Source organism: Pseudomonas sp. B21-047, assembly GCF_024748775.1.
Classification (GTDB): Bacteria; Pseudomonadota; Gammaproteobacteria; order Pseudomonadales; family Pseudomonadaceae; genus Aquipseudomonas; species Aquipseudomonas capeferrum.
Window position 1 is genome coordinate 3,695,954 of record NZ_CP087169.1, and the last position, 26,801, is coordinate 3,722,754.

Annotated in this window: 35 protein-coding genes; 25 read left to right on the plus strand and 10 right to left on the minus strand. The window is 61.6% G+C overall.

What is annotated here, in order from left to right:
* A complete protein-coding gene (locus LOY26_RS16760; protein WP_258713892.1) occupies positions 1 to 729 on the minus strand; it encodes a hypothetical protein in 729 nt (242 codons plus the stop codon).
* Between the two features lie 117 nt (positions 730 to 846).
* Here LOY26_RS16760 and LOY26_RS16765 point away from each other — a divergent pair, with 117 nt between their 5' ends.
* Positions 847 to 1,260, plus strand: a complete 414-nt coding sequence (locus tag LOY26_RS16765; RefSeq protein ID WP_258713893.1) for a hypothetical protein — start codon at positions 847 to 849, stop codon at positions 1,258 to 1,260.
* Positions 1,261 to 1,345: 85 nt separating this feature from the next.
* Here LOY26_RS16765 and LOY26_RS16770 read toward each other — a convergent pair whose 3' ends face one another.
* Positions 1,346 to 1,819, minus strand: coding sequence for a hypothetical protein (locus LOY26_RS16770; protein ID WP_232891368.1), 474 nt, complete (start codon positions 1,817 to 1,819; stop codon positions 1,346 to 1,348).
* A 77-nt stretch (positions 1,820 to 1,896) separates the two neighbouring features.
* Here LOY26_RS16770 and LOY26_RS16775 point away from each other — a divergent pair, with 77 nt between their 5' ends.
* Entirely contained in the window at positions 1,897 to 3,840 is a 1,944-nt protein-coding gene (locus LOY26_RS16775) for a DNA cytosine methyltransferase (RefSeq protein ID WP_258713894.1), read from the plus strand.
* A 721-nt stretch (positions 3,841 to 4,561) separates the two neighbouring features.
* Here the strand turns inward: LOY26_RS16775 and LOY26_RS16780 are convergent.
* Complete coding sequence (locus LOY26_RS16780; RefSeq protein ID WP_258713895.1) at positions 4,562 to 4,789, minus strand: hypothetical protein; 228 nt, start codon at positions 4,787 to 4,789, stop codon at positions 4,562 to 4,564.
* Between the two features lie 27 nt (positions 4,790 to 4,816).
* Positions 4,817 to 5,122, minus strand: a complete 306-nt coding sequence (locus LOY26_RS16785) for a hypothetical protein (RefSeq protein WP_258713896.1) — start codon at positions 5,120 to 5,122, stop codon at positions 4,817 to 4,819.
* 492 nt (positions 5,123 to 5,614) lie between these two features.
* Between LOY26_RS16785 and LOY26_RS16790 the strand changes: the two genes are divergently transcribed.
* From LOY26_RS16790 to pbpG, 11 genes are all read left to right on the plus strand, one after another.
* Positions 5,615 to 5,932: a hypothetical protein gene (locus LOY26_RS16790; protein WP_258713897.1), complete on the plus strand. Its 318-nt coding sequence runs from the start codon at positions 5,615 to 5,617 to the stop codon at positions 5,930 to 5,932.
* Entirely contained in the window at positions 5,929 to 6,588 is a 660-nt protein-coding gene (locus tag LOY26_RS16795; RefSeq protein ID WP_258713898.1) for a hypothetical protein, read from the plus strand. Before LOY26_RS16790 ends, LOY26_RS16795 begins: the two co-directional genes overlap by 4 nt.
* Positions 6,585 to 6,851: a hypothetical protein gene (locus tag LOY26_RS16800; RefSeq protein WP_258713899.1), complete on the plus strand. Its 267-nt coding sequence runs from the start codon at positions 6,585 to 6,587 to the stop codon at positions 6,849 to 6,851. Before LOY26_RS16795 ends, LOY26_RS16800 begins: the two co-directional genes overlap by 4 nt.
* The gene (locus LOY26_RS16805; RefSeq protein WP_258713900.1) at positions 6,848 to 7,243 is read left to right on the plus strand and encodes a hypothetical protein; all 396 of its coding nucleotides are present in this window, start codon (positions 6,848 to 6,850) and stop codon (positions 7,241 to 7,243) included. Before LOY26_RS16800 ends, LOY26_RS16805 begins: the two co-directional genes overlap by 4 nt.
* A complete protein-coding gene (locus LOY26_RS16810) occupies positions 7,240 to 7,632 on the plus strand; it encodes a DUF2591 domain-containing protein (RefSeq protein WP_258713901.1) in 393 nt (130 codons plus the stop codon). The genes LOY26_RS16805 and LOY26_RS16810 overlap by 4 nt, the downstream gene beginning before the upstream one ends.
* Before the next feature lie 43 nt (positions 7,633 to 7,675).
* Complete coding sequence (locus tag LOY26_RS16815; RefSeq protein ID WP_019471584.1) at positions 7,676 to 7,906, plus strand: hypothetical protein; 231 nt, start codon at positions 7,676 to 7,678, stop codon at positions 7,904 to 7,906.
* Between the two features lie 274 nt (positions 7,907 to 8,180).
* Positions 8,181 to 9,101 carry a DHHA1 domain-containing protein gene (locus tag LOY26_RS16820; protein ID WP_258713902.1) on the plus strand — a complete coding sequence of 307 codons (921 nt, stop codon included), beginning with the start codon at positions 8,181 to 8,183 and terminating at the stop codon, positions 9,099 to 9,101.
* A 54-nt stretch (positions 9,102 to 9,155) separates the two neighbouring features.
* Entirely contained in the window at positions 9,156 to 9,653 is a 498-nt protein-coding gene (locus LOY26_RS16825; RefSeq protein ID WP_186654802.1) for a hypothetical protein, read from the plus strand.
* Between the two features lie 37 nt (positions 9,654 to 9,690).
* Entirely contained in the window at positions 9,691 to 10,035 is a 345-nt protein-coding gene (locus LOY26_RS16830) for a hypothetical protein (RefSeq protein ID WP_258713903.1), read from the plus strand.
* On the plus strand, positions 9,936 to 11,069 hold the full coding sequence (locus LOY26_RS16835) for a tyrosine-type recombinase/integrase (RefSeq protein ID WP_309475619.1): 1,134 nt from the start codon (positions 9,936 to 9,938) through the stop codon (positions 11,067 to 11,069). The genes LOY26_RS16830 and LOY26_RS16835 overlap by 100 nt, the downstream gene beginning before the upstream one ends.
* 130 nt (positions 11,070 to 11,199) lie before the next feature.
* Positions 11,200 to 12,126: a D-alanyl-D-alanine endopeptidase gene (pbpG, locus tag LOY26_RS16840; RefSeq protein ID WP_033698861.1), complete on the plus strand. Its 927-nt coding sequence runs from the start codon at positions 11,200 to 11,202 to the stop codon at positions 12,124 to 12,126.
* A 28-nt stretch (positions 12,127 to 12,154) separates the two neighbouring features.
* Here pbpG and LOY26_RS16845 read toward each other — a convergent pair whose 3' ends face one another.
* Positions 12,155 to 12,598 (minus strand): hypothetical protein, encoded by a 444-nt coding sequence (locus LOY26_RS16845; protein ID WP_258713904.1) that lies wholly within the window; start codon positions 12,596 to 12,598, stop codon positions 12,155 to 12,157.
* Between the two features lie 174 nt (positions 12,599 to 12,772).
* Here LOY26_RS16845 and LOY26_RS16850 point away from each other — a divergent pair, with 174 nt between their 5' ends.
* From LOY26_RS16850 to LOY26_RS16890, 9 genes are all read left to right on the plus strand, one after another.
* Entirely contained in the window at positions 12,773 to 14,107 is a 1,335-nt protein-coding gene (locus LOY26_RS16850; protein ID WP_033698863.1) for a lysine N(6)-hydroxylase/L-ornithine N(5)-oxygenase family protein, read from the plus strand.
* A 168-nt stretch (positions 14,108 to 14,275) separates the two neighbouring features.
* Positions 14,276 to 15,469 carry a PepSY domain-containing protein gene (locus LOY26_RS16855; protein ID WP_047580997.1) on the plus strand — a complete coding sequence of 398 codons (1,194 nt, stop codon included), beginning with the start codon at positions 14,276 to 14,278 and terminating at the stop codon, positions 15,467 to 15,469.
* On the plus strand, positions 15,466 to 16,005 hold the full coding sequence (locus LOY26_RS16860) for a thiamine pyrophosphate-binding protein (RefSeq protein WP_258713905.1): 540 nt from the start codon (positions 15,466 to 15,468) through the stop codon (positions 16,003 to 16,005). Before LOY26_RS16855 ends, LOY26_RS16860 begins: the two co-directional genes overlap by 4 nt.
* Complete coding sequence (locus LOY26_RS16865; RefSeq protein ID WP_033698867.1) at positions 16,002 to 16,322, plus strand: hypothetical protein; 321 nt, start codon at positions 16,002 to 16,004, stop codon at positions 16,320 to 16,322. The genes LOY26_RS16860 and LOY26_RS16865 overlap by 4 nt, the downstream gene beginning before the upstream one ends.
* Positions 16,323 to 16,333: 11 nt before the next feature.
* Positions 16,334 to 16,903, plus strand: coding sequence for a DUF6162 family protein (locus LOY26_RS16870; RefSeq protein ID WP_033698869.1), 570 nt, complete (start codon positions 16,334 to 16,336; stop codon positions 16,901 to 16,903).
* Between the two features lie 16 nt (positions 16,904 to 16,919).
* On the plus strand, positions 16,920 to 17,822 hold the full coding sequence (locus LOY26_RS16875; protein WP_033698871.1) for a metal ABC transporter substrate-binding protein: 903 nt from the start codon (positions 16,920 to 16,922) through the stop codon (positions 17,820 to 17,822).
* Positions 17,819 to 18,565, plus strand: a complete 747-nt coding sequence (locus LOY26_RS16880; protein WP_047581000.1) for a metal ABC transporter ATP-binding protein — start codon at positions 17,819 to 17,821, stop codon at positions 18,563 to 18,565. Before LOY26_RS16875 ends, LOY26_RS16880 begins: the two co-directional genes overlap by 4 nt.
* Positions 18,565 to 19,464, plus strand: coding sequence for a metal ABC transporter permease (locus LOY26_RS16885; RefSeq protein WP_033698874.1), 900 nt, complete (start codon positions 18,565 to 18,567; stop codon positions 19,462 to 19,464). The genes LOY26_RS16880 and LOY26_RS16885 overlap by 1 nt, the downstream gene beginning before the upstream one ends.
* A complete protein-coding gene (locus LOY26_RS16890) occupies positions 19,461 to 20,330 on the plus strand; it encodes a metal ABC transporter solute-binding protein, Zn/Mn family (RefSeq protein WP_033698876.1) in 870 nt (289 codons plus the stop codon). Before LOY26_RS16885 ends, LOY26_RS16890 begins: the two co-directional genes overlap by 4 nt.
* Before the next feature lie 52 nt (positions 20,331 to 20,382).
* Here LOY26_RS16890 and LOY26_RS16895 read toward each other — a convergent pair whose 3' ends face one another.
* The 5 genes from LOY26_RS16895 to LOY26_RS16915 all read right to left on the minus strand — a co-directional run bounded on the left by LOY26_RS16895 (position 20,383) and on the right by LOY26_RS16915 (position 23,558).
* The gene (locus LOY26_RS16895) at positions 20,383 to 21,435 is read right to left on the minus strand and encodes a DUF1615 domain-containing protein (RefSeq protein ID WP_186654818.1); all 1,053 of its coding nucleotides are present in this window, start codon (positions 21,433 to 21,435) and stop codon (positions 20,383 to 20,385) included.
* A 26-nt stretch (positions 21,436 to 21,461) separates the two neighbouring features.
* Positions 21,462 to 22,013, minus strand: a complete 552-nt coding sequence (locus LOY26_RS16900; protein WP_258713906.1) for a hydrolase — start codon at positions 22,011 to 22,013, stop codon at positions 21,462 to 21,464.
* A gap of 57 nt (positions 22,014 to 22,070) precedes the next feature.
* On the minus strand, positions 22,071 to 22,790 hold the full coding sequence (locus tag LOY26_RS16905) for a thioesterase II family protein (protein ID WP_186654823.1): 720 nt from the start codon (positions 22,788 to 22,790) through the stop codon (positions 22,071 to 22,073).
* On the minus strand, positions 22,787 to 23,008 hold the full coding sequence (locus LOY26_RS16910; protein WP_033698884.1) for an MbtH family protein: 222 nt from the start codon (positions 23,006 to 23,008) through the stop codon (positions 22,787 to 22,789). Before LOY26_RS16910 ends, LOY26_RS16905 begins: the two co-directional genes overlap by 4 nt.
* Before the next feature lie 148 nt (positions 23,009 to 23,156).
* Positions 23,157 to 23,558, minus strand: a complete 402-nt coding sequence (locus tag LOY26_RS16915) for a hypothetical protein (protein WP_033698885.1) — start codon at positions 23,556 to 23,558, stop codon at positions 23,157 to 23,159.
* Positions 23,559 to 23,798: 240 nt separating this feature from the next.
* Between LOY26_RS16915 and purU the strand changes: the two genes are divergently transcribed.
* Genes purU through LOY26_RS16930 form a run of 3 tightly spaced genes read left to right on the plus strand, consistent with a single transcriptional unit; the run spans position 23,799 to position 26,796 of the window.
* Positions 23,799 to 24,665 (plus strand): formyltetrahydrofolate deformylase, encoded by an 867-nt coding sequence (gene purU / locus LOY26_RS16920; RefSeq protein WP_033698887.1) that lies wholly within the window; start codon positions 23,799 to 23,801, stop codon positions 24,663 to 24,665.
* Positions 24,662 to 25,573: a bifunctional methylenetetrahydrofolate dehydrogenase/methenyltetrahydrofolate cyclohydrolase FolD gene (folD, locus tag LOY26_RS16925; RefSeq protein ID WP_258713907.1), complete on the plus strand. Its 912-nt coding sequence runs from the start codon at positions 24,662 to 24,664 to the stop codon at positions 25,571 to 25,573. Before purU ends, folD begins: the two co-directional genes overlap by 4 nt.
* Positions 25,555 to 26,796 carry an FAD-dependent oxidoreductase gene (locus LOY26_RS16930; RefSeq protein WP_258713908.1) on the plus strand — a complete coding sequence of 414 codons (1,242 nt, stop codon included), beginning with the start codon at positions 25,555 to 25,557 and terminating at the stop codon, positions 26,794 to 26,796. Before folD ends, LOY26_RS16930 begins: the two co-directional genes overlap by 19 nt.
* The last annotated feature ends 5 nt before the right edge of the window (positions 26,797 to 26,801 follow it).

Genomic DNA, 26,801 nt, shown 5'->3' on the forward strand with positions numbered 1-26,801 from the left:
CTATTTCCCCTGGCTTCCTGTAAGTGTGGAATTTTGTCTAGAATCTGTTTGCATATAAGAAATGCCAGCATGAACACCTATGGTCACTAGCAGAAAAAGCATCACAACACAAAACCATACGGACCACTTCTTTGTCGATTTATATGCTGGCTCGCCTAACTTTACAGTTTCCCACTCAGCTTTGAGAATGCCCCGCGACATATTCGTTATTTCGTTGGCCGCACTATGGATTTGCTCTTTGATGGCGCTAAGCTTTTGGATATCACCTTCTTCCTTGAGCTCTGCCAGCTTTGCTCGGCAATAATCAAACTTGTGCTCTATTCTACTAAAGCTCAAATCATCAGGCTTAAAATGAAGACACACCTTTGAATATGCATGATAGACTTCTTGGGTAAGCAAATTAGCTCGCTCAAGCCCATCTTTAAAAGCTTCACGATGGAAATCCGCCAAGGATTTTTTTACTTCTTTCTCAGGACCTTCTGCCTGACTATATTCCTTCGTCAACCTTTCATGGCTAACACTGAGCTTCCGCGCAGTAATAATGATACTTGCTTGAGCGTTTATTTTAGCTATCAGCTCTGCCAATGCAGCACGTACAGAGTCAGTCCAAGACTGACGATAATCAGTAGTTTTGCTTTCCTTTTCGTTTACTAACTTTACAATACTAAGTGCAGCAGTTATAAAGCCTGCCAATGCTGTGAGAAATGCGGTCAGCAAAATTTTATCCATGAATTCCTCCGCTACTGTGAGCTCTACACCCTAATCGACGCATTAGACACCGCGCAGCATTAAATTGCCACCATGCCGCATCCGTCCACGGAGGGCGGCGCATGCATGGAGAAAGCCATGAACAACTACAACTGCGACTACGTTCGCCGACACTACGACGTGCCGGCGGAGATCGGGCGCCGCGTGATCGCCAACGGTGAGCCAGGCGTCATCATGGCCGACCGCGGCCACTACATCGGCGTCATCCTCGACAGCGATCCGAAGAAGCGTATCCGCAACTACCACCCAACCTGGGAAATGCAGTACGGCGAGATGGCCGAGAAGCTGCCGCTCAAGCAGTGGGAAGTGCTAACCAACTGCATGTACGACTGGGATGACGTCAGGTACATGCTTGGCGATGCCCGCCATTACGTGCAGCGCGTGTGGGCGGCGACACGCAGTCAGGCCAAGTACCGGGCATATCGAGAGCTGGCCGAGTGCTTCAACGACGACGCAACCGCCATGCTGTCGTTCAAGGTCCGCGCCGCCTGATCCTCCGGCGCTGCCCGCCAGCGCCTTACCCTATTCAACGATAACGCCTCCCCGGCGAGGGCAAGGCCGGAGTTAGCTAGCATCATCAGAACCAGCTCAGGCATTTCTTCCTGGATAGGTTGATGAGTGCGCGCTGCAGGTCTTCAGCGTGAGGCCGAGCAGCGGAAACATATTCGTGAGCATCGTGTGCCGAAGACTCCTCAATCAGATCGAATAGCTTCTTTTGGAGACCAAACCAGCTTTGAGCGGTTTCCTTGAACTCTTTCTCGGTGAATAGCATCTCCAGCATTGTGATGTCGGATGCCAACTCGTACCGAGTTACGGGCCAATTTTCATCAAGCTGGTCCTTTTCATGCTTCGTGAGCCCATGTATCTGATGCTCTCCATTGACTTCACTGTCAAGGAACCTATTGATTAGATCTGCCTTCTTGAGAGCCGAGCCTATTCGCTCATATCGCTCGCTCCAGAGTTTCTCCCTTTTGGTTCGAACGATGGCGAAGTAAGCGCCCACCGCCGCACCTAAAATGGCCAGCACCAGCGGTATCCAAAATGTATCCATCAACGCTCTCCTAGGGCTATCGCTGGCCTCTCAATACCCCACTTCAACGAATCACGCCACCCCGGCGAGGACCGCCCATGTCTGCATTTCAGAAAAAGAACCCGCTCGACTTCAAAACCCAGTACGGCCTTGGCTTCGATCCGCAAGATGACGAGATCGTGGTGGACTTCTTCTGCGGTGGCGGCGGCGCCGGTACCGGGCTGGAAATGGGTCTGGGCCGCCCGGTGACGGTGGCCAAGAACCACAGCCCGGCGGCCATCAGCATGCATACCGCCAACCATCCGGCAGCTCGCCACTTCACCACCGACGTATTCGAGGGTGACCCGGACGAAGAATGCCAGGGCCGGGCCGTGGGCTGGTTCCACATGAGCCCCGACTGCACGCACCACAGCCAGGCCGCAGGCGGGCAGCCGCGCAAGCGCGAGATCCGCAACCTGTCGTGGATCGGCTTAAAGTGGGCCGGCAAGAAGAAGCCGCGGGTGATCAGCTTGGAGAACGTTAAGCAGATTTTGCAGTGGGGGCCGTTGATGGCGAAGCGCGACAAGGCGACCGGGCGGGTCATGAAGCTGGATGGCACCGTGGCCACAGTCGGCGAACGCGTGCCAGTGCAGCAGCAGTTCTTGGTGCCCGACCCGAAGCGGCGCGGCATCACCTGGCGCCGGTTTGTGCATCTGCTCGAAGGCAAGGGCTACCAGGTTGAATGGCAGATCATCAAGGCCTGCGACTTTGGCGCGCCCACCAGCCGGGAGCGCCTGTTCATGATCGCCCGCTGCGATGGCCAGCCAATTGTGTGGCCAGAGCCAACCCACGCCAAGAACCCCGCCAAGGGCCAGCAGAAGTGGCGCACCGCCGCCGACTGCATCGATTGGAGCGTGCCGAGCAAGAGCATCTTCGGTCGGAAGAAGGCGCTGGCCGATGCGACGTTGCGCCGTGTAGCCAAGGGCATGAAGAAGTTCGTACTGGACAACCCGCAGCCCTTCATCGTCCCGATCGCGAACTGGTCGGGTGAACTTGCCCAGTCGGCAGATGAGCCGCTGCGCACTGTCACATCCTGGCCGCGCGGCGGATCCTTCGCCATGGCAAGCCCGGTGATTCTTCCAGCAACGCACCAGGGAGCCGACCGAGTGAATAACCCAGGCGATCCCCTGCCAACGGTAACTGCGGCCAACCGTGGCGAGCTGATGATGGCCAGCCAGGTGATGATCGGGGCCGGCGGCCCGGTGTATGCCGGCAAGCCAGTAGCAGCTGACCAGCCCATTGGCACCCTGATGACCCAAAGCCACCGGGCGCTGGCATCGGCGCATCTGGTCAAATTCAGGTTCAACAGCGAGGGAGCAGCCATTACCGATCCGGTACCGACCATGACGAGCGGCGGCAACTACAAGAGGCCCGCGGGCGCAGCCCATGCCATGGGCGTGTGCACAGCCTTCATTGAACAAGCCAACGGCGGGTTCAACACCACACCAGCCAAGGGCGCAGACGAGCCGCTGACCACAGTCACCAACACCGGCAGTCAGCAGCGCCTGGTAACTGCCAGCCTGGCCACGCTACGCCGCAACTGCGTTGGCCGGGCCGTGGATGAGCCGGTACCGACAATGACCGCCGGTGCCGAGCACCACGCCCTGGTCGAGTACAAGCTATCACCGGAGCACGAGGAAGGCGCCCTGCGCGTCGCCGCGTTCCTGATCAGCTACTACGGGACGGAGAACATCAGCGCCTGCGACTCGCCGGCGCCGACCGTGACCACCAAGGACCGCCTTGGCCTAGTGACCGTCTTCGTGAGGGGCACGCCGTATGTGATCGTCGACATCTGCCTGCGCATGCTGCAGCCGCACGAGCTCTACCGCGCTCAAGGATTCCCGGCCAGCTACATCATCGACAAGGGCGCCGACGGCAAGCCGTTCACCAAAACCGAACAGGTGCACATGTGTGGCAACAGCGTAAGCCCGCCGCCAATGGCTGCTCTTGCGCGCGCCAACGACCCGTGGCGCGTAGCTGACCAACAAGCGGCAGCCGCCTAGTCTTCGACTAGCCTGAACTGCATCTCTACGGGGCCGCCAGGTGCACGGGGCTCCATGACAGCTACATGCTTAGCTCCACACTGCTGACAAAAGAAGACCTGACGGTCCAATGCCTCGTCGTGACTCAACTCTGCGTCTGTTTCTTTCTCGCAGTTCAGGCAGACGAATTTTCTGGTCATCGCCATTCCTCCTGCTCCATGACACATTCGGCGTATCCCGCCCTGGCTGGCTCCGAGGTATCCCCATGCCCACAGAAAACCGATCCAACAGTACTGAAATAGCCAAATGCGAAAGCGCCATTCCCGGCTATCAGGCAATCCCCCCAGGTGGCAATGTAAGACGCTCAATCCTCCGACCTAGCACCCGCGATTAGGGATTTGCTCGGGATTATTGCGGTAAAGCTACCGGTGAAACTGTGCCTTAGCTCCCTCGGCATCTCAAAAGAGAAATGGACAAGCCACGAGCCATCGCCAAGTTCGAGCGTATCCGTGCGGTACCGCTCCACTTGAGCTTCATCAATACCCACTTCCTCGGCGACTTCTTGATTTGTCGGCACGGGATCCATTGGTTTACGTCTCCTTGCTGTGGATCGGGGTTTAATGAGCTCAAGCGTGCAAAGCGTTTCCAGCAGGATTACGCCCCTCGCCCTGGCGAAACAACAGAGGATAGTCGGCTGGTTAGCCGGAGCACTGTTGTACTCCCTCTAGACTCAGGAAACTTTTTATACGCACTGCGAGCGCGAAGACACGGCACCAACCGCACGATTCAAAACTGCGATTGTCCCGGGGGTTTGGTAAGGATCAATCCACTGCCAGCTATTGCTGGCCAAAAGACCGCCTATAGCGATCAACCTCAGGTTTTCCGGATCCAAACCTAGTTGGTCTGCTGCAGCAAGCACTGAAAGCAATGCTTGCTCCAATTGAATTTCCAATTCGTTAACTGAAGACATGGGTCTGTCCTCCAAACGTTTCAGCCCTCACCTACCACTTACGGCGGCTGACCTCGGTTTGGAAGCAGGGTTTCCATAAGCCAAGCGACGAGCGCGTCCAACGCCCCAAGCCAAAGCCCTAGTCATCGACTCGCCAGGCCTGGAGTTGAAGGCTTCTTCGTGCAGCACAGTACCAGAGGGCGCATAGACACCTATGAACATCTGCGTGCTACCAGTGCGAGATAACCTGACTTGCACATCGATCTGAGTGCCATCATCAAGAATCTCGTCATGGGTTCGATGGTGAAGGCTGAGGTCTGCCCAATCCCAAAACAGTTGTCCTCGATTTCTCATAATTCCTCCTGAAACTTCGGTGCGTTCTCCTTGGTAGTAGAAATCAAAAATAGCGAACCTATCCCGCTAGACAACCACATTTTGCGTATCTGAGTACTAAATCTGACAACCGGCTAAAACTTATACATTTTTCCTATCCTGTATAGCTTTCATAGGAGCTTCTACAACTCTTCACTGATAGTCATAGCGAATTTCATCCACTCCTCGAAGCTTTTGAGCTGATTTGCAAGCTCCTCCTCCCAAGAGAGGCTACCTGATGAGCTGTATGCCACTCGGTTCATCAATGAAGAAGTCGACCTATCGAGTTCTCTGAGGAGCTGGTACGCACGGTATCTCTGGTCGGAATCAAGCATTTCTTTCTCTCACAGCTCTCCGAACTCTCACAGCCCCACTACCGGTTAGCGGGGCTAGCTGGCCGTATGCCATGTAGACAATCCACACCCAATTTCATTCCTGATGAAAGCTGAAAAACAACGGCTTTAAGGAGAAACCATGCCGGCAAAAATCAAGCTCATCCAATCTGTGGCCGTCGAGCGCGACGAGAACGGGTGGTGGCACCATCCCGGATTTTCCGACTTTTGCGGTATTGAAGACCCGGCCCCGTACAAGGCCTGGACCGCCGAGCAAGGCCTGGAACTGAAAACCTGGGACATGGATGCAGACCTGGACTACCACCCCTACTTCGACGGCGAGGCCCACTGCAACGGATGGGAACCAGAGTCGCCTGGGCCTGAGCGATTCCTGATGGGCATCTTCGACACGGAGGACGGCCCGCATGTGCAATGGGCCCGGCGCGAGGTTACACCATGAACCAGGCAAAGGAGCGCCCGATCCTGTTCAGCGGGCCGATGGTCCGCGCCATCCTGGACGGCCGGAAAACTGTCACCCGCCGCCCTATCAAGCCGAGCATGCGGGGATTTGATGTCTCGTTCGAACTTCACCAGCAGGATGACGGCTCTTGGCGACCGCTGCACACGTTCGACGAGAGCTGTATGGACGATCAAGGCACCGAGCACCCGGTCGTTTGCCCTTATGGCAAACCAGGTGACCGCCTGTGGGTCCGCGAGACCTGGTACTGCGATCATTTCGAAGTGATGCGCGGCCCCTATCTCAAGCCGGCTGATTTGGACGTTACTGAGGCTCGCGGCGACGGAACGCTGGTCTACGCCGCTGATGGGCTAACACCGTACGAAGCCGATCAGCCCGCTTGGAAACCCAGCATCCATATGCCCCGCTGGGCCAGCCGCATCCTGCTGGAAGTCACCGACGTGCGCGTCGAGCAGCTGCAGGCCATTTCCATCGGCCAGATCTGCAAGGAGGGCCTGGCGAGCTCGATTTACGAGTTCATCCCTGTGACGACGGCCTTTGACGCTTTCGCCGAGGTGTGGGACTCGATCAACGGGCCTGGAACATGGGAGGCCAATCCATGGGTCTGGGCTGTCGAGTTTAAGCAGGTGCAGCCATGACCCGCCTCGCCCTCTGCCTCCTGCTGCTGGCCACCGGCGCCAGCGCAGACCCGCTGCCGCATGGCGTCCGCGTGTTCCATGACGATGAGCGCGGCGCGACCTGCTGGCTGTACGGCTTCAGCTCGCCCGGCGGTATCAGCTGCATCCCCGACAGCCAGCTGCAGGCCGGCAACGAGCGCCAGCTCTCCCCGCACGAAACCCAACCCGAACCTACACCCGCTCTGGCGCCTGGGCGCTGGATTGATGAGAGGTATCAGCTGTGAGCAAAGCCGCCCGCAAAGACGTGCTCGACGAGATGACCAAGGAAGACCTGGTGGAGTGGATCCGGTCTCAGCATTTCTTCATGAAGCCGAAGAAAAGCGAAGTGCTGTACCTGCGCTGGAAGCGGCAATCGGCGGACGTCATTGCCGAAATGGAGAAGGAAAATCGAGCGCTTGACCACCTGGACTTTGGCGAGCGCGATCGACTGGCCAAGCAGTTCAACGCATCAACAGATCCGAATGAGCGGCTTCGGCTGGCCGAGAAGATCGAACCATATGACAAGGCTCTGAGGGACCACCTGAACCGCTCCGAAGCAATCAACCGCAAGCAGAAGCGGATTGACGCCCTCTACGATCAGATTGGGGTCGAGCAACAGAAGGAGCGCCGCGCATGACCGACCTGATCGAAGTGAAGACGGTAGACCTGGCCGGCGAGGCGCTGGGATGGGCCGTGGGCAAGGCGGAAGGCCTGGATGTGTTCCTGGCCCCGCCAGAGTACGGCAACCCTTGGCGCGTGTTTGCCCGGTACCGCGCCACGGTGACCGAGCACACCAAGCGCTTCAACCCTTGGGAAGACTGGGCGCTGGGCGGGCCGCTGATCGAGAAACACATGGTCAGCCCCCATTGCCCGCAGAGCACCGACGATGTTTGGGCCAGCTGGGTAATCACCAATAAGGGGGAGTTTTGCCAGGCTGGTGACAACGCCCTGATCGCCACCTGCCGCGCCATCGTCGCCGCCAAGCTCGGCGATACCGTCCAGGTGCCGAAGGAGCTGATGCCATGATCGCTTTCGCCTACATGGCCTACCTAGTATGGAAGGCGCCGCGATGAGCAAGCCGCATGCGCGAACCCGCACCGGTGCGAAGGTTACCCTCACCGTCGAACTGACGAACCTAGGATCTTGGGGACCGGACTGCACACTGGACCAGGTCTACCGTCAGGCCCGAGAGGCGGCGATCGGTCGCCTGAACAAGGTATTCAAGGACCACCTTGATACTACCCGTATTCTCGGCCCGATCGTCGTCGAAGCCGTAACCACCGATCTCGAAAAGCGTTAACCCCTCCCCCTAGAACTCAAGCCCGTCGACGGGTCGTCCATAAGTGCGTCGCGGCTAGCAACACCCCAGGTATAGCCATGCCCAGGCCGCTGTAGATGAAGGCAGGCTGATCTGACAGCAGCCCTCCCATAACGAACCCGATGCCCGTCGGTATGAGCGTGACCGCTACGTAGCCAAACGGCTTCCTGGCTTCCTTTGCCATTTCAATGCTCCTTGTTTTGGGGGCACTATTTAAACATGCGTGCCCGCCGCTGTGCGCGGGCGAGGAACCTCTATGTCTGAACGCAAAACGATGTGCATCTACCATGGCAACTGCGCTGACGGCTTCGGCGGCGCCTGGGTCGTCCGCAAGGCCTTGGGCGACCAGGTTGAGTTCGTTGCCGGCGTGCACGGCCAGGAACCGCCTGACGTTGAAGGCAAGGACGTCATCATCGTGGACTTCAGCTACAAGTACGAAGTCATGGCCAGACTGAGCTGGAAGGCTCACAGCATCATCATTCTGGATCATCACAAGTCGGCGGCCGAGGACCTGGGTAAGTTCCCGCCCTTCCACGCTGGCGTTCGGCACGATGGCCGGCACGCCGACGGCACGGTCGCGCTGGGCTGGGAAAGCGCGCACATCTTCATGAATTCGCAGAACTCCCCGGCGATCGCCTGCTGCTTCGACATGAACCGCAGCGGCGCCATGCTGGCCTGGCACCACTTCTTCCCCGGGCAGGAGCCGCCAATGCTACTGCGCCACATCGAGGACAGGGACCTGTGGCTGTTCCAGTTGGATGGGACCCGCGAGATTCAGGCCAACCTATTTAGCTATCCCTACGACTTCGAAGTCTGGGACACGCTCATGGCGACTGATGTGCAGACCCTCCGCGCGGACGGCGCCGCGATTGAGCGAAAGCACCAGAAGGACGTTGCCGAGCTGGTGGCTGTGACCAAGCGCCGCCTGGTCATCGCCGGTCACGATGTGCCTGTGGCCAGCCTGCCCTACACGCTCACCAGCGACGCCGGCCACCTGATGTCGCAAGGCGAGCCGTTCGCAGCCTGCTACTGGGATACACCGGAAGGCCGAGTCTTCAGCCTGCGCAGCAATGATGATGGCCTAGACGTCTCGGAAATCGCTAAGCAGTACGGCGGTGGTGGCCACCGCAATGCCTCAGGTTTCCGAGTGCCATTTGGCCACGAACTGACCAAGTAACTCCCCCTCCTTCAACAAACCCCGGCGGCAACGGCTGCCGGGCGAGGATGACCTATGTCTGCAATAAACCGATTCCACGAAGTCGCCAATGATGCACTGGTAAAAATCAGCAACCACCTGACGGCCGAAGCCAAGCTGTCACTAGTGATCTACACCCCGGGTGAGCCAGAGCAAGACATCCTCCTCAAGGGACCCGGCGTCGATACAGACGAGGTCTTGAACACCATACGCCGGCGGGGCGGCCTTAGCCTTGATGGTGACAACGCCTACAAGCGCGGGATATGCGATGTAGCCGTAGGCGCCATGGCTGCCGGGAAACAGAGCATCAACCAGCCGCCCGAGGGGCATTGGGGTCAGCGGTTCTGGGATATCGGCCGGGCTGAGAGGGCACTGCAGGAAGAGCTGATTCAGGCGCTCCGACTGGTCCGCAAAGAACTGGACGCCTGCCAGCGGGTGATCCACTACGCCGGTGGCTTCGATCCGGCTTACGTCGATGATGCCCAAGTCGCTCTCAAGGCTACTGACGCAGTATTGGCCAAAGCCCCTCTCTGACCACCTACCTGCCGCCACAGGCGGCGTGGAGACCATCATGCAAGACGAAGAACGCCAGCCGGTGGCCTATGTATCCGACAAGGTACCGGAAGAGAAGATGGCCGAACTGGTCGGAACGACTAAGCGGGCGTTGGAAGGCAAACGCAGCCGTGGCGTGATCCCTGAGGGGGTTTGGAAAAAGATCGACGGCCGGATTTTTTACAGCATCAGGAGATACGAAGCGTGGCTGGAAGGAAGCTGGGGTTACCCACTGGAGTCGAATTCATCGGCAAATCAATCAGGATCCGTTTTACTTGCAACGGTGAGCGTCGGTCCGAGACTCTCCCGTATCCCCAAACAGCCAAGGGGATCAAAGCGGCAGCCGATCTACGCGCTCAAGTAATCAGCCTGGCCAACCACGGCGTGTTGGACGAAAAGCGGTACGCCGAGCTATTTCCGGCATCCAGCTATACAGCGCCAGCCTACGAGCTGATGTTTGGCGAGTACGCTCAAAGCTGGCTGAACAGCCTGGAAGTGGTGCACGACACGCGGGTCAATTACAAGGGGTTGATGAACAACTACTGGATGCCACATCTGGCGACGCTGCCTATCAAGGCGGTCACGCCGATGGTGCTGAGGGAGGTGGTCGCGAAGACCGAGTGGAAGAGCTCGACAGTCAAACGCGCCGCTATTGCCAGGGTCAAGGCGATGTTCAGGGCGGCGGTGTATGACGAGGTGGTAGAAAGGAACCCGGCGGCATCGATCCAGCTGCCGCAGAAGAACAAGAAGCAGATCCACCCCTTCACCGTTGAAGAGGCGGAAGCATTGATTGAGTGGATGTATGGGAACTTTTCCCAGTGCAACCAGGTGTTCGCAGCATTCTATGAGTTCGCCTTTTACACCGGCATGCGCACGGGTGAGGTAATGGCGCTGCGCTGGGACGAGATCGATTTCGAGAAGAAGACGGCCCACGTCTGTCGGATCGTGGTCGAGAAGCAGGTGATTGAGCGGACCAAGACCAAATACACCCGGACCGTGATGCTGAACAGCCGTGCCTTGGGCGCGCTGGCCAGGGCAAAGGAGATCGCGCACTACCGATCGAAGCAGAAGCGGCGGGTTTCAACCGAATCGCCATTCATCTTTCAACCGTCGGGATCATCGCCACACATCACCGTGCCCGAAACCGCAGGCAAGCACTTCAACCAGGCGGTCGAAGCGAAGGGATTCAAACACCGGCCGCAGTACAATTGCCGGCATACATATGCCACGATGTGCCTCATGTCAGGGATGAATCCAGCTTTTATCGCGGGGCAGCTTGGGCACTCGGTTCAGGTTCTCCTTTCCACCTATGCCAAGTGGCTGAACTCGGCTAACGATTGGGCCGAGTTGGCGAAGCTTGAAATGCAGCTGATTGGTACAAAATTGGTACAGGATTAAATTTCGTTCACGTTGCGCCCTTTAGTCATAAGGCATTCGACAGCAATTCAGCCATACTCCAGAATGCAGCGGTTTTTGGGGGAAAACCCTTGCACAGCCAACGACATACCAACCTTTAGTGAGCCTCAACGTGAAAACATCCCTGTCTATCCTCAGCCTGCTGCTGTTGCTCACAGGTACCGCGACCCTCCCGTCGACTGCTGCTGCACAACCCCCGACCCAGGTGCAACGCGACCCGGCCAAATTGCACCTGGCCTCTGGCAGCGCGCTGCTGATCGACCTGAATACCAACCGGGAACTGTATTCGAGCCATGCCGATCGCGTGGTCCCTATCGCTTCGGTCACCAAACTGATGACGGCGATGGTGGTGCTGGACGCCAAACTGCCGATGAACGAAATGCTCACCATGACCATCGCCAACAACCCGGAGATGAAAGGCGTGTATTCGCGCGTGCGCCTGGGCAGCCAACTGGACCGCCATGAAACGTTGCTGATCACGTTGATGTCTTCGGAGAACCGCGCCGCCAACACCCTGGCCAACCATTACCCGGGCGGTTACCCGGCGTTCATCAAGGCCATGAATGCCAAGGCGCGTAGCCTGGGCATGGCGCACACCCGCTATGTCGAGCCGACTGGCCTGTCGACGCTGAACGTGTCCACTGCCCGCGACCTGTCCAAGCTGCTGATGGCGTCGCGCAAGTATCCGATGCTGAGCGAGCTGTCGACCACCCGCGAGAAGACCGTGGCGTTCCGCAAGCCTAATTACACCCTGGGCTTCCGTAACACCGACCACCTGGTGAACAAGAGCAACTGGGACATCAAGCTGACCAAGACCGGCTTCACCAATGAAGCTGGCCATTGCCTGGTGCTGCTGACCCGAATGGACAACCGCCCGGTGGCCATGGTGATCCTCGATGCGTTCGGCAAATACACCCACTTCGCCGATGCCAGCCGCATGCGTCAGTGGCTGGAAACCGGGGCAGCCAAGCCAGCGCCGGCAGTGGCCATGCAGTACAAGGCCGATCGGCAGGTCAAGGGCCGCCTGGCGTCCGAGTAACCGCCATAACCCAAGGCTGCACGGCCTGCTAGGCCGTGCCGCTGACCATGCCGCCCGCGCTGCTGCCACCCTCTTGCTGCAGCAGCTCCAGCAACTGCGCCGTGGCAGCCATGATCTGCCCGTTGAGGGTGGCGATGCTTGCCTGCTTGGCGCCCACAGCAGCCGCCTTGGCAGTTTCGTCCATCTTGCTGTTCTGCAGCGCGGCCAGCTGCTTCTGCTCCTCGACCAGTTGCTTTTGCAGGTCCTTGATCAGCTGACGCAGCTCCTTCACGGTGTCCGAGTCGCCGTTGTCAGTCTCCGTGGATTGCGCCTGCCCAGCCCCGGCAATCTTCATGCTGTCGCTACTGATGCTCAAGGGTCCCAGTGCCTCACCGGCCTCTTGTGCCTGCGCGCGCTCGGTGGCTGCATTGGCACTCAGCGTCTGCGCCGAGACGCCGTTGATCATCAGGTTGCTTGCCGTTATCCCGCTCATGTCGATTCCCTGCCTGAAAGATAGGTCCTTACCGTAACCCCCCTATCGGCCGCCCCATGCAGTTCTTTAGCCCGCTTAAATTCCCCCCTGCCTGGCTCGTTCCAAGAAATGTACTTGCGCAGGAGCCGGAGCCCCGGCGGGCGTCCACATTCGACCATTCAGGGAATCGCAGCCATGAGCCAGTCCTCACACCAGGAAACAATCAAAGATCTGATCGGCGTGGGCTTCGGCCCTTCCAACCTGGCCTTGGCCATCGCCCTGGAAGAACTCGCTCAGTCCCAGGGCCACGCCCTGGACGCGCTGTTCATCGACAAGCAGAAAGACTACCGCTGGCACGGCGAAACCCTGGCCACCCAGAGCGAGCTGCAGATTTCGTTCCTCAAGGACTTGGTTTCCCTGCGCAACCCGACCAGCCCCTACAGCTTCGTCAACTACCTGCACCAGAAGCAGCGCCTGGCCGACTTCATCAACCTCGGCACCTTCTACCCCTGCCGCCTGGAGTACAACGACTACCTGCGCTGGGCCGCAGAGCACTTCGCCACCCAGGCGGTGTATGGCGAGGAAGTGGTGCGCATCGAACCCGAGGTGAATGCCGGCCGGGTCGAACACCTGCGCCTGGTATCGCGTGACCAGCAGGGCCGCGAATACAGCCGCCGCACCCGCTCGGTGGTGGTCGGCAGCGGCGGCACGCCGAAAATCCCGGAAAAATTCGGCGCGTTCAAGGACGACCCGCGCGTCTTCCACCACTCCCAATACCTGAGCAGCCTGAACAAGCTGCCGTGCACCGAAGGCAAGCCGATGCGCATCGCGGTGATCGGCTCCGGCCAGAGCGCCGCCGAGGCGTTCATCGACCTCAACGACAGTTACCCGTCGGTCAAGGTCGACATGATTCTGCGTGGCTCGGCCCTCAAGCCGGCCGACGACAGCCCGTTCGTCAACGAGATCTTCTCGCCGGGCTACACCGACCTGGTCTACAACGAGCCGGCCGATCAACGCAGCAAGCTGTTGGGCGAGTACCACAACACCAACTACTCGGTGGTCGACCTGAACTTGATCGAGCGCATCTACGGCATCCTCTATCGCCAGAAGGTCGCGCACCAGTTCCGCCACAACGTGCTGTGCCGACGCCAGGTAGAAGCGGTGGTGGCCACCCGTGAAGGCCTGGAACTGACCCTGCGCGACCTGGCCACCGGCCAGCAGCAGACCCACCGCTATGACGCCGTGATCCTGGCCACCGGCTACGAGCGTCGCTCGCACCGCGACCTGCTGGCGCCGCTGGCGGGCTTCCTGGACGACTTCAGCGTCGACCGCAACTATCGGGTCCTGGCCAGCCCAGACCTGCAGGCCTCGGTTTACCTGCAAGGCTTCTGCGAAAACAGCCACGGCCTGAGCGATACCTTGCTCTCGGTGCTGCCCTCCCGCGCGGCCGAAATCGGCCAGTCGCTGTACCAGGACCTGTCGCGCCTGAACGGCCGTTCGCAGCCGGCTGTCGCCTTGACCCGCGCCTGATTGCCCGCCTCTTCAAGCCGGCCTGACGCCTCGCGCGCAGGCCGGCTTACGCCTTCTGAAACATTTGCTTGCATTTAAAACGGCAGGATTTCCATTCTCATTCGTCTTTATAGATGCAGCCCTCTAGGTTGGGCATAAGCTCGACTACACATTTCAGAAGACGATCAGATGGCCAAATCACCGAAAAAATCCAAATCCAAGCTGTGGTTCCTGGTCCACAGCTGGCTCGCCCTACCGATCTGGTTCTTTGTGCTGATCGTCTGTTTTACCGGCATGCTCGCCGTGGTCAGCCAGGAAATCGTCTGGCTGGCCAACCCGGACGTGCGCGCCAGCAAGCCTGACGGCGATGCCGAACGCTTGAGTTATCAGCAGGTGCTCGACGCTTTGCACAAGGCCGAGCCGGACATGGCCGTGGAGTCGCTCAGGCAGCCGGATGGTTCGCACTTCGCGCTGACCGCCGATGTGACCTTCCCTGACGGCACCAGCCCAACGCTCTACGTCAACCCCTACACCGGGGCCATCCAGGGCAAGAGCCCGGACTTCAACTTCGAAGGCTTCACCCGCGCCTTGCATGGCTGGTGGCTGGTGCCCTTCACCAATGGTTTCAGTTGGGGTTGGTACCTCGTCTCGATCCTCGGCCTGCCGATGCTGGCCTCGCTGGTCACGGGCCTGGTGGTCTACAAGAAATTCTGGAAGGGCTTCTTCAAGCCAGTGCGCACCGGCCATGGTTCGCGTATCTTCTGGGGCGACCTGCACCGGCTGGCCGGGGTCTGGTCGATCTGGTTCATTGCGGTCATTTCCATTACCGGTACCTGGTTCCTGATCCAGGCGATCCTGTTCGACAACAACATCAGCATCTCCAGCCGACCTATCGTGCCGGTCATCGCCCGTGAGGATGTGCCGCAAACAGCCGATGGTAGCCAGGCGCCGCGCATTGATGTGGATGAAGCGGCGCGCATCGCCGGCTTGGCGATCCCGGGCCTGGAGATCAGCTCCGTCTCACTGCCTGCTACTGCCTACAGCCATGTCACCCTGGGTGGCCGCGGCTGGTACCCGCTGATGTTCCAGTCCGCCGCCGTCAACCCCTACACCCGCACCGTCGACAGCCAGTTCTTGATCAGCGACCGCTCTGCCCTGGAGTTTGTCACCGAGTCCATGCGCCCCCTGCACACCGGCGACTTTGGCGGCCTGCCGATCAAGCTGATCTGGTTCTTCTTCGGCCTGGTCCTCACCCTGATGGTATTCAGCGGCCTGCTGATCTGGACCAAACGCACCGCCCAGGCGACCGCCGCCGCCCTCAAGCGCAGCGAGCGTGCGCCACGTGTGGCAAGCCGTGAAACCACCGTGGAGATCCGCCCATGAGCCAGGCCCAGACCCTGCCCACCAGCCCGCTCAAACAGTGGTGGCTGAAGTGGCGCTTTCACCTGAATATCCTGCTGATCCTCATCCCGCTGGGGTTCATGCCCAAGTACTTCGCCGACGCCAAGCTGTTTCGCGGCGACGCGGGGCTTGGGGTGAACGTGATCAGCGACATCCAGGTCGGCCCCTACAGCCTGGACCTGGCCGAAATGCGCGACGAGGCGCCACGCGCCGACGGCCCGGCGGGCCACTTCAAGTCGTTCAATGCCTCGCTGTGCAAGGCGTGCATCAATGACGTCAAGGCGGTCTACCTGCGCATTGGCAAACCGCGCAGCCTGCGCGCCGCTGGCACCATCTTCTTCGGCGCACCGTATCGCATGGGCACCAACCTGCCGATACCGCCACGCACTCAGCCTGATGCACAAATCTGGATCACCCTCGAAGGCTGGGACGGCAGCATGCACCAAGCTTCAGTGCCACTGGCCAAGGCTTCGCCCGCCACCGTGGCGTGGCTCGAAAAACAAGGAGGCAAGAAATGAAACACCTGATGCGCAAGCTCGCCCTGCCCTTGCTGGTGCTGGCCGCCGGCCCCGCCCTGGCACACAACCCGATGTGCGAATGCGAAGAGGTCGCCAGCGGCCAGGTCAAATGCACCGGCGGCTTCTCGGATGGCAGCGGCGCCCCTGGGGTGACCCTGGATGTGATCGGCTACGACGAGCAGGTGCTGGTTGGCGGCAAGCTCGGCGACGACTCGACCCTCACCTTCAAGCGCCCCGACGGTGAGTTCTACGTGCTGTTCGATGCCGGCCCTGGGCACGTTGTCGAAGTCGACTACGCCGACATTGGCCAACCATGAGCACGCCTACCATGAGCCGTGCCCAGGTCGTACGCCCGGCTGGCGCTGGGCACGAAACCCTGTACGTGCTGCTGGTCAGCCTGCTGATCGTGATTCTTGCCGCTACCGTGGTGATGCTGCGCGGCGAACGCGAGGACGAGCAGGCCATCGCCAGCCACCAGATCGACGCCCGCCGCGACCTCACCGCCGCTGAACAGGGGCTTTACACCGACCTGCGCGTGGCCTTCGACGAGATCCAGCTGCTGCGTGAAGAAACCGCCGCCGTGCCCAGTGTGCAAGCCCTGGCCGACGAAGGCCTGCCACCCTTCGTGGTCGACGCAGGCAGCCAGAGCCGCGGTAGCCACCAGTGGTCATGGCTGGAAACCGGCGCCTACCTGGGCCGCAGCCAGGCCCCGCAGGTAGCGGGCAGCCTGCTGCTGATCCTGCCGGGCGACAGCAGCGGCCAGGCAGATGTCTGGCTACGCCGCGACAGCGCTGCCGTCACGCCGGATGACCTGGGCCACGCCGCCCTGATCGCCGCCGGCTGGCAACAGGTGGTCAGCCACTACGACGCCGGGGTCACCCGCGAACACCGTCACTGAACCCAAGGACTTCCCCATGTTCCGCTCCGCCCTCGCCCTGCTTCTGGCCCTTGCCCTGCCGGCAATGGCCCTGGCCGATAACGGCAAGCCGTTGCGCATCGGCATTACCCTGCACCCGTATTACAGCTACGTGAGCAACATTGTCGGCGACAAGGCCGAAGTGGTGCCGCTGATTCCGGCGGGGTTCAACCCGCATGCCTACGAACCACGGGCCGAAGACATCAAACGCATCGGTACGCTGGATGTGGTGGTACTCAACGGTGTCGGCCATGATGATTTCGCCGACCGCATGATTGCCGCCAGCGAAAAGCCCGGCATCGCCACCATTGAAGCCAACCAGAACGTGCCTTTGCTGGCCGCCACCGGTATCGCCGCCCGGGGTGCCGGCAAGGTGGTCAACCCGCACACGTTCCTGTCGATCAGCACCACCATCGCCCAGGTCAACAACATTGCCCGGGAGCTGGGCAAGCTCGACCCCGACAACGCCAAGCTCTACACGCAGAATGCCCGCGCCTATGCCAAGCGCCTGCGTGCCCTGCGTGCCGAAGCCCTGGCCAAGGTTACCGAAGCACCCAGCGCCACCTTCCGCGTGGCGACCATCCATGCGGCCTACGACTACCTGGTGCGTGACTTCGGCCTGGAGGTCACAGCGGTGGTCGAGCCGGCCCATGGCATCGAACCCAGCCCGGCCCAGCTGAAAAAAACCATCGACCAGCTCAAGGCGCTGGACGTCAAGGTGATCTTCTCGGAAATGGACTTCCCGTCCGCCTATGTCGAAACCATCCAGCGCGAGTCGGGCGTGCGCCTGTACCCGCTGACGCACATTTCCTACGGCGACTACACCAAGGAGAAGTACGAGGTAGAGATGAAGCGCAACCTCGATACCGTGGTCCGCGCCATCCAGGAGAACCGCGCATGACCGCCGCCGCCCACCTCGACGCGCCCAGTGGCCCGCGCATCGAATTCGCCGGCATCGACCTGACCCTCGGGCGTACCCGCATTCTTGAGCAGGTCAGCTTCAACGTGGCGGCCGGCAGCGTGCATGCGATCGTCGGCCCCAACGGCGGCGGCAAGAGTTCGCTGATCAAGACCCTGCTCGGGCAGATGCCCCACCAAGGCCAGTTGACTTTGCACTGGCCCAGCGCCCTTGAGGTGATCGGCTATGTACCCCAGGCGTTGGAGTTCGACCGGGGCCTGCCGATGACCGTGGACGATTTCATGGCCGCGATGTGCCAGCGCCGGCCGGCCTTTCTGGGGCTGTCGCGCCGCGTGCAACCGGCCATCGATGCCGCCTTGGCGCGGGTCGGCATGCTCGACAAGCGCAAACGGCGCATGGGCGCGTTGTCGGGCGGTGAGCGTCAACGGGTGCTACTGGCCCAGGGCCTGATCCCCGAGCCGCAACTGCTGGTGCTGGATGAACCCATGTCGGCCCTCGATGAAGCGGGCATCCAGGTCTTCGAACAACTGCTGCACAGTTGGCGCCAGTCCGGCACCACCGTGCTATGGATCGAGCACGACCTGCAAGCCGTGCTGCGCCTGGCCGACCGGGTCACCGGCCTGAGCCGCCAGGTACTGTTCGACGCGCCACCGGCACAGGCCCTGACCCCGGAGCGCCTGCTCAGCCTGTTCTCCGTTCACCCGCGCAGCGAGAGCCTTGCCTGATGAGTTTTGAAGCATTTCGCCAACTGGTCCAGGAATGGGCCAACGCCGGCTACCTGCCCGAGGCACTGGCCTACGGCTTCGTGGTCAATGCCCTGCTGGCCGGCCTGATGATCGGCCCGGTGCTGGGCGGCCTGGGCACCCTGGTGGTGGTCAAGCGCTTTGCCTTCTTCTCCGAGGCGGTCGGCCATGCCGCGCTCACCGGCGTGGCCATCGGCATCCTGCTGGGCGAGCCCTATACCGGCCCCTACGGCAGCCTGTTCGGCTACTGCCTGCTGTTCGGCATCCTGCTCAACTTCCTGCGCAACCGCACCGGGCTGTCGCCGGATACGCTGATCGGCGTGTTCCTGTCGGTGTCCCTGGCCCTGGGCGCCAGCCTGCTGCTGATGCTGGCGGGCAAGATCAACGTGCATATCCTTGAGAACGTGCTGTTCGGCTCGGTACTGACCGTCAGTGCCCAGGACCTTATGGTGCTGGGTATCGTCGCGGTGCTGGTACTGGCCCTGGCCTTGCCCCTGTACAACCGCATCATGCTGGCCAGTTTCAACCCGCAACTGGCGGCGGTGCGCGGGGTAGCGGTAAAGACCCTGGACTACCTGTTCGTGGTGCTGGTAACGCTGGTCACCGTGGCTTCGGTGAAGGTGATCGGGGCGATTCTGGTCGGCGCGCTGCTGGTGATACCGGCGGCGGCCGCACGCCTGGTCAGCCAGTCACTGAAGGGCTTTTTCTTCATTTCGGTGCTGATCGCCACGCTGAGCACCCTGCTCGGCATTCTGCTGCCAATCGTCTACGACCTGCCGGTGCCCTCGGGCGCGGCAATCATCCTGGTGGCCGGTATCTGCTTCGCCTTGGCCGCGCTGGCCCGCGCCCTCGTTCCACGCCTGCAAGGAAACCCGGCATGAACCTGAAACAGCTGACCTTGGCACTGGCCCTGGCGGGCCTGCCCTCGCTCTCTTTCGCCACGCAAGTGCTGACCACCCTGCCCGTCACCCACAGCCTGGCCACGGCGTTGCTCGACGGTACCTCGGTGCAACTCAAGCGCGCCGCACCTGCCAACCTGCCGGCCAGCCGCCAGCCGTCCTACTTCAGTGGCCGCGGCGGCGCCACCCTGGAGAAGGCCGCGCAACAGGCAGACGCCGTCATTGGCGTACGCTCGATCTGGCGTGATGACCCGCTGTACCCGATGGCCCGGCGCAGCAACATCCGCATCGTCGAAATCGATGCGGCGCGGCCGGTGGACGGTGCCTTGCCGGGGATTGCAGTGACCGGTGACGATGCCTACGGCGCGTACCCGTGGCTCAACCCGACCAACCTCGGGCGCATGGCCGATGTGGTGGCCAATGACCTTGAGCGCTTGTCGCCGGCTGACAAGGCGAAGATCCAAGGCAACCTGGCAGGCCTCAAGCGCCAGTTGCTGGAGTTGACGGCCAACAGCCAGACCCAACTGGCCGAGGTCGACAACCTTACGGTGGTGAGCCTGTCCGAGCGCTTGGGGTACCTGGCCAGCGGGTTGAACCTGGATGTGGTGGAGCAGGCGCTACCGGCCGAGGGCAAGTGGGATGAAGCGGCGCTCAAGGCGCTGGGGGACAACCTGAAGAATCAGGATGTGGCACTGGTGCTCGACCACCGCCAGCCGGATGCCGCGGTGGCCGAGGTGATCAAGGCCTCTGGGGCGACGCTGTTGGTGGTGGAGAGTGATGCCGATGATGCTGTGGCAGGGTTGAAGGCCAGTGTCGAGCAGGTGGTTGGAGCATTGACCGAAAGCTGACGCCTGGTGCTAGGAGCGCCCTTGCAGGGCGCTCCTACACAAGGTTTTAGCGCTAGCGCTTCATGCACCGCTGATAACGCTCATCCACCCTGCCGGCGAACCACGCGGTGGTCAGTTTGCGGGTAATTTTCGGGCTCTTCAGCTGAATCCCAGGCAGTACCGCACGCGGCACCGGCTTACCCGCCGCTGCATCCGCCAAGGCGAATACCCCGCTGTACAGCTTGCTGTCTTCAAAGGCCAGGCTGTCGCCCAATTCCAGCTGGCTGCGAATCTGCGGGTTGCGCAACCCCAGCTTCACCCCCAGCCTGCGCGCCGCCTGCTCGGTGCTCCCTGGCATGATCGCGCCTGGGGCAATCAAGTCCCCGTCCAAGGCCAGGTTGGCTCCCGCCACCTTGCTCAGCGCAGCCTGGAACGCCGCATTGCGGCTGGCGTACCAGCCTGCGTTGAAATCTGCGAAACGGTACAGCTGGCGGTCGTAATGCACCGGGTAGCCGAGCAGGTGGGCAATCCCGAAATACATGCCCCCACGCCGGCTGAACACTTCCTGGCGTACCGTGCCGTCGTAGGTGTAGGGGTAACCCTTGGCATGCTGTTCGGCAAATTCGATGCTCACCTGCATCGGCCCGCCGGTGTGCACCGGGTTGAGCCCGCCCAGCAAGGTCTTGCCCAATGGCAGGCGGGCAATGACTTCGTCGAACAGTGCACTCAGCTGCTTCTCGCTGCGTACCGCAAGTAGCCGCTGCTGATAGCTTTGGCCGTTACCGGACGGCGTTTTCAGTGCACCGTCGACCAGCAAGCGCGGGATGTGCAGGCGCGCGGCGCGGCGGTCGATCTCGTCACGGGCGATACGGCCCAGGTTGGGCACCTGCGGGTCGGCATTGAAGGTCGACTCTTGCTCGGTCACCGCCAGTACCGCGCACAAGTTGCTCTTGCTGGGGGCAATGCGCTGGGCTTCGAAGGCCTGCTGAATGTCCTTGGCCCAGCCCTCACGGTCCTTGGCCTGAGCGGGTAAAAGCCGCAGCAACTGCGCACGCACCTTGGCCGGGTCCGCTTCTGGTTCTTCTTCACGGCGCCCGGCACAGCCTTGCAGCAGCGCCAGGGCCATCAGCCCCGCCGCCAGTAACCGCGCGTTCAGGGCTGCTCACCGACCAGGTAGGTCTTGCTGATATGGCGGAACAGCGGATGGCTGGCACTGCCCATCAGCTCGAACAGCACCATCTCGCGGGTCACGATGTGCGCCCCGGCTGCGCGCATGCGCGCCAGGCCTGCAGCCTTGCTGGCGGCCGTGCGGCTGTCACAGGCATCCTCGACCACGAACACCTGCTTGCCCAACGCCAACAGGCCGAGCATGGTCTGCAACACGCAAACGTGGGTTTCCATGCCGCAGACGATCACCTGCTCACGCGCCATCAGGCTGGCCGGCAGGCACTCGGCGGCCACACAGGAAAAATGGCTTTTTTCCACTACCTCGGCAGCGGGCGACGCAGCAATCAGCTCTGCCAACGTATGGCCAAGCCCTTTGGGGTACTGCTCGGAAACCACGGTGGGCAGCTCCAGCTCGGCAGTCGCCGCCAACAACCAGCGCGCCCGCGCGCGGGTGCCTTCAGGGTCGCTCATGGCGCCGATGAGTTTATCCTGGATGTCGACGACCAGCAGCGTGGCCTTGTGTGGATTGATCAGCATTGTCTGCCCCTTGCCTGGGAAAAGGCCTAGACTCCCCCAGGCAAGCGGTGACGTCAATCAGGCAGAAAGCCGATGCGGCTCAAGCGACGCGGCCAGCACGCCGAGCACGCGGTCCTCGTGTTCGTGGATGAAGAAGTGGCTGCCGGGGAACACTTCCAACGAAAAGTCCCCCAAGGTTTCCTTGCGCCAGGCCAGCAGTTGCTCCTCGCTGGCTCGGTCATCCTCGCCACCCAGCACGTGCAGCGGGCACTGCAACGCAGGCCGCTGACGATAGGCATAACGGCCGCAGAGCAAGAAATCGGCACGCAGAATCGGCAAGGTCAGGCTCATCAGCTCGGCGTTGCCCAGTACTTCCTCTGGCGTACCGTTGAGTTCGCGCAACTCGCTGATCAGCTCATCGTCGCTTTTAGGGTCGCGCCAGTTCTTGCCGTCATAGTCTTCACGCCGGGTAGGGGCGGCGGTGCCGCAGGCAAACAACGCCAACGGCGGCGGACAACCCAGCGCCTGCAGCTCGTGGGCCAGCTCGAAGGCCAGCAACGCGCCCAGGCTATGGCCAAGCAGTGCGTAGGGCGCGCTGGCCGCCAAACGCTGTTCGGCTGCCAGTTGCCGGGCGAGCGCCTGCATGTCGGTTTGCAGCGCTTCCCCCATGCGCGCGCCGCGCCCAGGCAGCTCCACCGGCCGCACCTGAAGCCAGGCTGGCAGCTTGCGCCGCCAGCGGCTGTAGACCATGGCGCTGGCCCCCGAGTACGGCAGGCACAGCAGGTTCAGCGTGGTCACTGCGCTGCGGCTTCGGCCATCTTCTGGCGCAGGCTCAGCGGTCGCATGTCGGTCCAGACTTCGTCGATGTAGGCCAGGCAGTCTTTTTTCAGGCCGCTCTTGCCCACTGCACGCCAGCCAGTGGGGATTGCCTTGTAGTCGGGCCAGATCGAGTATTGCTCTTCGTGGTTGACCACTACCTGGAACTGGATATCGTCGCGGTCGAAAACGGAAGTCATTGCCTGTCTCCTTGAGTGATAGAGGCCGATACGCGTAGGGCGTAGGGCGGCTCTTAAGTAGACGTAGGGTGGTGCGGAAAAATTAGGGGGATTTGGGGTGCAAGACTTGGGCCTTGCAGCGCCTGTCAGCCAATTCACCGGTCCCCCTTCAAGCCCCCCGCAGCAGGTCATGGTCATCGAGCAAGCGATAAGCCACCTGCGGATTACGCTCCAACCCCCGCCGAATCGCTGCCGGTATCAACTGCCGGGTCTTGCGGCACAACCCCGGCTGCTCATCCAGCTCGATCACGATCCCGCGCATGGTCCGCACCTCGTTGAACCCAGGCGCAATGCGCACACGAATACCCAGGTTCTCGTACATCCGTTGCTGCAGCCGCTGCAGGTCATCCAGGTCCTTGAGGTTTTCCAACCGCTCGATCAGGCGTTTTTCTTCCTGCCGGGTAAGCAGGAGGATGCGCTGCGCCGCCGGCGGGTGCTCGGCCAGGTGCTCGCGGCCGCAGTTACAGGCACCAGGGGGGCAAGGTTGGCGAAGGCTGGGTGCTGTGCTCATGGGCCAAGCATAGCGCGTGCCGGCCTCTTCGCAGGTACACCCACCCTGACAGGGAGGACGCAGCCTTAAAAAATTTCCTGTCAGGATAAAAAGTTTCACAAAACCCTAGACCGCGACACACCTCTTCGCCTATAAATCGCCTAAAGGAAATTAATATTCCTAACAGGAAACAATATTCGCCGCCCCGCGAACCTCTTTGCCCTTGTGCCGACCTGCCCCACTCCACCACGAGGCCCCGACATGCACCCCGCTCCCGATCATTTCATCCTGCGCGTCAGCTGCCCGGCCGTGTCCGGCATCGTCGCCGCAGTGACCACCTACCTGGCCGAGCACGGCTGCTACATCAGCGAGATGGCGCAGTTCGACGACGAGGACAATGGCCGCTTCTTCATGCGCGCCGTGTTCCGCTACAACACCGGCGTGAGCGGCGACACAGCGCAACTGGAAGCGGGCTTCACCGATGTTGCCCAGCGCTTCGACATGGACTGGAGCCTGCACAGCAGCGCCCGCCCGATGCGCGTGCTGCTGATGGTCAGCAAGTTCGACCACTGCCTGTCCGACCTGCTCTACCGCCACGCCAAGGGCGAGCTGGACATGCACATCACCGCCGTGGTCTCCAACCACCTCGACCTGCGCCCCATGGCCGAGCGCCAGGGCATCCGTTTCGTCTACCTGCCGGTGACCAGGGAGACCAAGGCCGAGCAGGAGGCCGCGCTGATGCGCATCGTCGAGGACAGCGGCACCGAGCTGGTGGTACTGGCGCGCTACATGCAAATCCTCTCCGACGACCTGTGCCGCCAGCTGTCCGGCCGGGCAATCAACATCCACCACTCGTTCCTGCCCGGCTTCAAGGGTGCCAAGCCCTATCACCAGGCCTATCAGCGGGGCGTCAAGCTGATCGGTGCCACCGCCCACTACGTCACCAGCGACCTCGACGAAGGCCCGATCATCGAGCAGGAAGTGCAGCGCGTGGACCACGCCTACGCCCCCGAAAACCTGGTGGCGATCGGTCGTGACACCGAGACCATCGCATTGTCCCGTGCGGTGAAGTACCACCTGGAGCACCGGGTGTTCCTCAACCACGACCGCACGGTGATCTTCAAATGAACGCCACCCTCAGCGTCAAACTGATCGACGGCAAGGCCACCGCCGCGCGGGTATTGGCTGAAGTCCGAGAGCAGGTGCAGACCTTGCGTCAGGGCGGCGTGCAACCGGGCCTGGCCGTTGTGCTGGTGGGGGCAGATGCCGCCAGCCAGGTGTATGTGCGCAACAAGGTGCTGCGTGCCGAGGAAGTGGGCATCCACTCGCTGGAACATCGCCTGCCCGCCGACACCTCCCAGGCTCAACTGCTGACCCTCATAGACCGGCTCAACCGCGACAGCGCGGTCAACGGCATCCTCGTGCAGTTGCCACTGCCGGCGCATATCGACGCACACCGCGTACTGCAGGCCATCAACCCGCTCAAGGACGTGGATGGCTTTCACAGTGAAAACGTCGGCGGCCTGGCCCAGGGCCGCGATGTGCTCACCCCTTGCACGCCCAGTGGCTGCATGCGCCTGCTGCGCGATGCCTGCGGTGAGCTGCGCGGCAAGCATGCGGTGGTGGTCGGCCGCTCGAACATCGTCGGCAAACCCATGGCCGCGTTGCTGTTGCAGGCCGACTGCACGGTGACCGTGGTGCACTCGCGCAGCCACGACCTGCCAACGTTGTGCCGCCAGGCCGACATCCTCGTCGCGGCGGTCGGCAAGCCAAGGTTGATCGGTGCCGACTGGCTCAAGCCCGGCGTGGTGGTGATCGACGTGGGCATCAACCGCATCGATGAACACGGCCGCAGCCGCCTGGTCGGCGATGTCGACTTTGCCGCCGCCTTGCCCCAGGTCGCCGGCATCACCCCGGTGCCCGGCGGCGTCGGCCCGATGACCATCGCCTACCTGATGAAAAACACCCTGCTCGCCCTCGACCTGCAACAACAGGCCGCCCACCAGGAGCGCACCGCATGCCTTTCGCCCTGCTGAAATACGGCCTGAGCGCCGACTACCCGGTGGAGGTCGACCTGCCACCCCCTTGCGACCTCAAGCCGCACTACGACGTGGTGATCATCGGTGGCGGCGGCCACGGGCTGGCCGTCGCCTATTACCTGGCCAAGTACCACGGCATCACCAATGTCGCGGTGCTGGAAAAGGCCTACCTGGGCGGCGGCAACACCGCACGCAACACGGCGGTGATCCGCTCCAACTACCTCACCAGCGAAGGCGTGCGCTTCTACGCAGAATCCGTGCGGATGTTCCAGAACCTGTCCAACGAGTTCGACTTCAACATCATGTACTCCGAGCGCGGCCAGCTCACCCTGGCGCACACCGACGCCACCGTGCGGGCCTTCCGCCAGCGGGCCGAGGTCAACAAGCACTTCGGCGGGCGCACCGAGATGATCGACCGCCAGCAGATTCGCGAGCTGGTGCCAAGCCTCAACCTCGACCCCGGCCACCTGCCGGTGCTGGCTGGGCTGTGGCATATCGACGGCGCCACCGCGCGTCACGACGCCGTGGCCTGGGGCTATGCCAAGCAGGCGGCCAAGCGCGGTGTGCAGATCCACCAGCTAACCGAAGTGCAGGAGCTGCTGATCCGCAACGGGCGCATCGAGGCGGTCAAGACCAACCGCGGCACCGTGCAGTGCGGTTGCGTGGTGCAGGCGGTGGCCGGGGCCAGTTCGCTATTGATGGCCAAGGCCGGCATCCGCGCGCCGATCCATACCTACCCGCTGCAGGCCATGGTCACTCAGCCGTTCAAGCCGTTTCTCGATCCGCTGGTCAGCTCGTCGGCGCTGCACTGCTACGTGCAGCAGACCAGCCGTGGCGAAATCGTCTTCGGCGGCGGCTCCGACCCCTACCCGCTGTACAACACCCGCTCCACCCTCGACCTCAAGGAAAGCCTGCTGGCCCACGCCATCGAGATGTTCCCGTTCATGGCCAACGCCAAGCTGATGCGCCAATGGGCCGGGAGCACCGAGATGACCCCGGACTACAGCCCGATCATGGGCCTGTCGCCGGTCGACAACTACTACCTGGACGCCGGCTGGGGTACCTGGGGCTTCAAGGCCACGCCCATCTGCGGCAAGACCATGGCCGAGCTGGTCGCCAGTGGCGGCAAGGTGCCAGAGATGATCGCGCCGTTCGCCCTGGAGCGCTTCAGCCGCTTCCAGCAAGTCAACGAGATGGGCGCCACGGCGGCCAGCCACTAGAGGAA